At 63.2% G+C, this 3,289-nt stretch carries 3 protein-coding genes and 1 pseudogene; 2 read left to right on the top strand and 2 right to left on the bottom strand.

What is annotated here, in order from left to right; genetic code table 11:
- Window positions 1–87 precede the first annotated feature (87 nt).
- Together ACK1U9_RS01655 and ACK1U9_RS01650 are read right to left on the bottom strand one after the other, a co-directional pair.
- Window positions 88–501, bottom strand: a complete 414-nt coding sequence (locus ACK1U9_RS01655; RefSeq protein ID WP_449109630.1) for a DUF1294 domain-containing protein — start codon at window positions 499–501, stop codon at window positions 88–90.
- Window positions 494–1,324 (bottom strand): undecaprenyl-diphosphate phosphatase, encoded by an 831-nt coding sequence (locus ACK1U9_RS01650; RefSeq protein WP_085598567.1) that lies wholly within the window; start codon window positions 1,322–1,324, stop codon window positions 494–496. The genes ACK1U9_RS01655 and ACK1U9_RS01650 overlap by 8 nt, the downstream gene beginning before the upstream one ends.
- 299 nt (window positions 1,325–1,623) lie before the next feature.
- On the opposite strand from ACK1U9_RS01650, the pseudogene mcpP reads away from it, so the two are divergent.
- Window positions 1,624–2,385: pseudogene (gene mcpP, locus ACK1U9_RS01645) on the top strand (methyl-accepting chemotaxis protein McpP); the annotation flags it as partial.
- A gap of 138 nt (window positions 2,386–2,523) precedes the next feature.
- Window positions 2,524–3,258 (top strand): methyl-accepting chemotaxis protein, encoded by a 735-nt coding sequence (locus tag ACK1U9_RS01640; RefSeq protein ID WP_414602604.1) that lies wholly within the window; start codon window positions 2,524–2,526, stop codon window positions 3,256–3,258.
- Window positions 3,259–3,289 lie beyond the last annotated feature (31 nt).

Genomic DNA, 3,289 nt, shown 5'->3' with positions numbered 1-3,289 from the left:
CGGCCCACAGGGTTTTCACTGCCCTCAAGACCAGTGGAGTACCTGTGGGAGCGGGCAAGCCCGCGAAGAGGCCGGCACAGTCACATATCAACTGAAGGGCAGATGCCGCCCGCCAAGAAACAGCCAGTCCGCCCAGAACACCTGATGCACCAGCACAATCCCCCAGAACACCAGCTGGTACGACAGCTTGCGCGTCTTGTGCCGATACAGCTGCTGCGCCAACAGCGCCCCCGGCCAGCCGCCCAGCAGCTCACTGGCATGCAGCACCTTCTCGGGCGTACGCCAGGCCTGGGTGCGCGCCTGCTGTTTGTCCTGCCAATACAGCAACAGGCTGATCAGGCTCATTGCCGGGTACAGCGCCAGCGGCCACCAGGCCTGGTCGACCCAGGCCATGCGCGCCGCGCCCAGGCCCGGCAGCAGGCACAGCAGGCCCAACAGCAGCAGTTTCAGGCGCACATTGCGTACGCCCTCCCCCCTTTGCCTACGTGCCACCTCAGCCATGAGCTGTCGCCCAGTCAACCCAGCCGAACTGCCAGGTCGCCAGAATCAGCAGACCAAAAGCAATGCGATACCATGCGAACACCGCGTAGCTGTGGTTGGCAATGAACTTGAGCAGCCCACGCACGGCAATCATGGCAAAGATGAACGAGGTCACGAAGCCGATGGCAAATACCGGCAGGTCGCCGGGCTGGAACAGGTCGCGGTACTTGTAGCCCGAATACACCGCCGCGCCGACCATGGTCGGCATCGCCAGGAAGAACGAGAACTCGGTCGCCGCCTTGCGCGACAGGCCGAACAGCAGGCCACCGATAATGGTCGAGCCGGAGCGCGAAGTGCCCGGGATCATCGCCAGGCACTGGATGAAGCCGATCTTCAGCGCGTGGCTCCAGCGCATGTCGTCCACATGGTCCACCTCCACACGGTGCTCGCGGCGCTCGGCCCAGAGCATGATCACCCCGCCCACCACCAGCGCAGCCGCCACGGTGACCGGGTTGAACAGGTATTCGTGAATCAGGTCGGCGAACAGCACGCCCAGCACCACTGCCGGCAGGAAGGCCAGCAACAGGTTACCGGTGAATCGCCGCGCCGTGGGCTGGCTGGTCAGGCCGAAGACCACGTCGAAGATCTTGCCGCGAAACTCCCACACCACCGCCAGGATCGCCGCCAGCTGAATGATGATGTTGAAAGCCATGGCCCGTTCGCCACCAAACCCGATCAGGTCGGCGACGATGATCTGGTGGCCGGTGCTGGAGATCGGTAGAAACTCCGTCAACCCTTCGACCACACCTAAGATGATTGCCTGGAAGGCAGTCCAAAAATCCATCGTTCCCCCGATGAAGCGCTGCTCGTTGCAGGCCCCTTGTTCTTGATTTGCTTGAAGTTGCCGCACGCGGCCCGGCTGTTTTACAGCGACTGTTGGGCGCAATGCCAGTAGAAAAGTTCACGCCGCCTAAAGGTTTCATCTTGCGCGGCCGAAATCCTGACAGAGCGCCTTTGCAATCGCCTAGTACAACCTGCTGCAGACTATTGAATGAATAGCACTTAGCCATTAGTCGAGTGGGGACCTGGCGCAAAGCATGCTTGGATGGGCCTGAATAAAAAGAACAATACGGGAGCTGTGGTATGAAAACCCTGAGATCGATGTCTATCAGCCGCCGCCTGTGGCTGATCCTTCTGGTGGCGGTGGCCATGCTGGTGGTATTGGGCCTGCTGATGCTGCGTCAGATCCACGGTGACCTGTACCAGGCCAAAGCGGAAAAGACCCGCCACGTGGTGCAGACCGCAGCCGGTGTGCTGGCCTATTACCAAGGCCTGGAGGCAGCCGGCACGCTCAGCCGAGAAGCGGCCCAGCAACAGGCACTGCAAGTGGTACGCGCGCTGCGCTACGACCAGAACGACTACTTCTGGATCAACGACCTGGGGCCGAAGATGATCATGCATCCGGCCAACCCCAAGCTCGACGGCCAGGACTTGTCAGCCATCCGCGACCCCGACGGCTTTGCCGTGTTCAACGAGATGGTCGCCCTGGCCCGGCAGCAGGAGGGCGGGCCGGTCAATTACCGCTGGCCCAAGCCTGGGGCCAGCGAGCCGGTGGCCAAGACCTCCTACATTCAACTGTTCAAGCCCTGGGGCTGGATCATTGGTTCAGGCGTGTATGTCGACGATGTGCAGGCCGAATTCACCCGCCAGTTGCGCGACGCCTCGCTGGTAGGCGTGGCCATTGCCCTGCTGATGGCGCTGGTGGTCATGCTGATTGCCCGCAGCATCGCCCGCCCGTTGCAGGAAGCGGTGCAGGCCATGGGCAACATCGCCAGCGGCGAAAGCGACCTGACCCGCCGCCTGGACACTCATGGCCGTGACGAAATCACCCACCTGGGCGAACACTTCAACCGCTTCAACGGCAAGCTGCAAGGCGTGGTCGGCCAGTTGCAAGGCGCGGCCCATGCCCTGGCTCGGTCCGCCGGGCATGTCGGCGACAATGCCGGTGCCGCGCAACAGCACAGCGCCCAGCAATCGCTGCAGATGGACCAGGTGGCCACCGCGGTCAACGAAGTGACCTACGCCGTGCAGGACGTGGCCAAGACTGCCGAACAGGCCGCTGGTGAAATGCGCACTGCGCAACAACAGGTGGCCCAAGGCCAGGAGGCCATTCACGGCAGCCTGGCACAGATCGACCGGCTGTCGCTGACCATCGACCAGGCCGTGCAGGTGATACGCGACCTGGCCGGGCACAGCACGCGCATCGGTGGTGTGCTGGACGTGATCCGCTCCATCGCCGAACAGACCAACCTGCTGGCGCTGAACGCAGCCATCGAGGCAGCGAGGGCCGGCGAGCAAGGCCGTGGCTTTGCCGTGGTCGCCGACGAGGTGCGCCTGCTGGCCCAGCGCACGGCGCAGTCGACGGCCGAGATCCATACCATGATCGAGCACCTGCAAAGTCAGTCGGACGCTGCGGTCAGGGCCATCGACACCAGCAGCGAGGCCTCGCGCCAGACTGTCGAGCAGGCCCGCGAGGCCGGTGCAAGCCTGGATGCCATCAACCAATCGCTGAACAACCTCACGGCGTTGAATGCCTCCATCGCCAGCGCCACCTTGCAGCAGTCGCACGTGGTAGAGGAGATCAACCGCAACGTGCTGGATACTGCCGGGTTGTCGCAGCAGACTGCCGATGCGGCGCGGCAGTCCAGCGATGCCGGGATGGCGCTGGGGCAGCTGAGCGAAGAGCTGGAGCAGTTGTTGCGGCAGTTCCGGGTATAAGTTTGAGAATATCGGGGCGCTTCGCGCCCCT

Source organism: Pseudomonas sp. XP1, from assembly GCF_053557675.1.
Note: the sequence above shows the minus strand (reverse complement) of the source record. Positions and strands in the feature narration are given on the sequence as shown.

What these genes read in the sequence shown, in the direction of transcription:
- ACK1U9_RS01640 (WP_414602604.1), top strand. Translation starts at nt 2,524, where the DNA reads ATGGACCAGGTGGCCACCGCGGTCAACGAAGTGACCTACGCCGTGCAG.
- ACK1U9_RS01655 (WP_449109630.1), bottom strand. Translation starts at nt 501, where the DNA reads ATGGCTGAGGTGGCACGTAGGCAAAGGGGGGAGGGCGTACGCAATGTG.
- ACK1U9_RS01650 (WP_085598567.1), bottom strand. Translation starts at nt 1,324, where the DNA reads ATGGATTTTTGGACTGCCTTCCAGGCAATCATCTTAGGTGTGGTCGAA.